3 protein-coding genes are annotated in these 1926 nt (G+C 64.7%); all 3 read right to left on the reverse strand.

Annotated elements, in window-relative coordinates; all coding sequences use genetic code 11:
• Nucleotides 1–370: ArsC/Spx/MgsR family protein (locus I71_RS14255; protein WP_042695516.1), on the reverse strand; the 370-nt coding region annotated here is incomplete at its 3' end.
• A 151-nt stretch (nucleotides 371–521) separates the two neighbouring features.
• The gene (locus tag I71_RS14260; protein WP_042695517.1) at nucleotides 522–1565 is read right to left on the reverse strand and encodes an ABC transporter substrate-binding protein; all 1044 of its coding nucleotides are present in this window, start codon (nucleotides 1563–1565) and stop codon (nucleotides 522–524) included.
• A 21-nt stretch (nucleotides 1566–1586) separates the two neighbouring features.
• The coding region (locus I71_RS14265; RefSeq protein WP_042695518.1) for an ABC transporter permease at nucleotides 1587–1926 on the reverse strand (340 nt) is incomplete at its 5' end.

Raw genomic sequence — 1926 nt, forward strand, 5'->3', positions numbered from 1 at the left:
CGTCGCAGCTCTCGCCGGAGGTCAGGCCGATCCAGGCGTGGAGCGTCGTGGGATCGAACCCGGCCTCGCGGCGGTCGCCGACCTGGATGAGCGGCCGGCGAATCAGCTCGCGGTCGGCCAGCAGCGCGGCCAGCGCGGCCTCCTCGTCCAGGGCGTCTGGCTTGATCGCGCCGGACTTGACCGCCGCAGCACGACGGTTGAACCAGGCATCGACCTCCTTGTCGCCGAAGAAGGCACGGAGGTCGGCGGGCGTCAGTTCGGCGGTCGCCAAGTCTCGGTCCACCAGCGTGTGGCCGGCGGCTGCCAGCTGCTGCTTCTGCTTGGCGTTCGCCGGGCAACCGGCCAGTCCGTAGAAAATCACCTCGGCCATGGGGCACTCCGCTGCGGGAAGGGACGATTCTGATTCGGGATCAATCAGGACCGATTTCGTCCAGTCTAACGGCAGTGCACCATGAAAAAGGGCGCGACAGAATGCCGCGCCCACATTTTTTATATGGGTATTCCGCAACCTGCGGAATCCCTCATTTCTGCAGGCGCTTCAGCGCATCCTCGACGAACTGGTTGGTGTAGGTCTTGGACAGGTCGATGCTGGCCGACGACACTGCCGGATCGAAGGCTTTCAGCACCTTCAGAGCGGCATCGGCGCCATCCTGGGTGAAGCGGCCGTCGAGCGAGTAGGTCGGCTTGGAATGCTCGAAGGCCTGGGCGTAGAGTGACTTGTTGCCCAGGAAATATTCCTCCGGCAGCACCTTCAGCACATCGTCGGTGCTGGCCTTGTTCAGCCACAACATGGTGCGGACGAAGACGTCGGCCAGCGCCTGGGTGGTCTTCGGGTTTTCCTTGATGAAGTCCGGCTTCATGTAGAGCACGGCGGCGGGATAGGGGCCGCCATAGACGTCCATCGTGCCCTTTTCCGTCCGGGTGTCGGCCAGGATGGTGATGTCGCCGTCGGCCTGGGCCTGGCTGATCACCGGGTCGAGGTTGACGATGGCATCGATCTCACCGCGCTTGATGGCGGCGATGGCGCTGGGACCGCCGCCGACGCCGATGACCGACGCATCCTCCGGCTTCATGCCGAGCGAGGTCAGGACATAGTTCAGCATGAAGTTGGTCGAGGAGCCGGGGGCGGTGACGCCAACCTTCTTGCCCTTCAGGTCCATCACCGACTTGACGGTGCCGGACTTGTTGACCGACGCCAGCACGATGCCGGGATAGCGGCCGAGCTGCGTCACCGCGATGATCGGCTGCCCCTTGGCCTGCATCTGGATGGTGTGGTCGTAGGCGCCGGTGACCACATCGGCCGAGCCGCCGACCAGGGCCTGCAGGCTCTTGGCCCCGCCGCCGAAGTCACTGATCTCGACAGTCAGTCCGGCGTCCTTGAAGTAGCCCAGCCGTTCCGCCAGCGTCAGCGGCAGGTAATAGAGCAGCGGCTTGCCGCCAACGGCGATCTTGATGTCGGTCTTCTCAAGCTTGCCCTGGGCTGCGGCCAGACCCGCCGTTCCCAGCACCATGGTTCCCATAGTCAGGGCGACCGCGGCGGCCGCGATCAACGATTTGAGTTTCACTGGTTGCCTCCCTTTTGAATTTCAGTGCTGCCCGGCATGGTTGTCCTGCGGACGCCAATGCAGAAGCCGCTTCTCGATCACCGTGACGGCGGCATCGATCAGGACGACGAAGATCGTCAGCACCAGCATGCCGGAGAAGACGCCAACCGTGTCGAACACCCCCTCCGCCTGATGGATGCGGTAGCCGAGCCCGGCGGCGGAGCCGAGATATTCGCCCACCACCGCACCGACCATGGCGAAGCCGACGGCGGTGTGCAGCGAGGAGAAGACCCAGGACAGGGCGGACGGCAGATAGACGTGGCGGAACAGATCGCGGGAGCTGGCGCCGAGCATGCGGGCGTGGCCAGCACCACCGGGCTGA

It is taken from the genome of Azospirillum sp. B506, from assembly GCF_000333595.1.
In the GTDB taxonomy this organism is placed as follows: domain Bacteria; phylum Pseudomonadota; class Alphaproteobacteria; order Azospirillales; family Azospirillaceae; genus Azospirillum.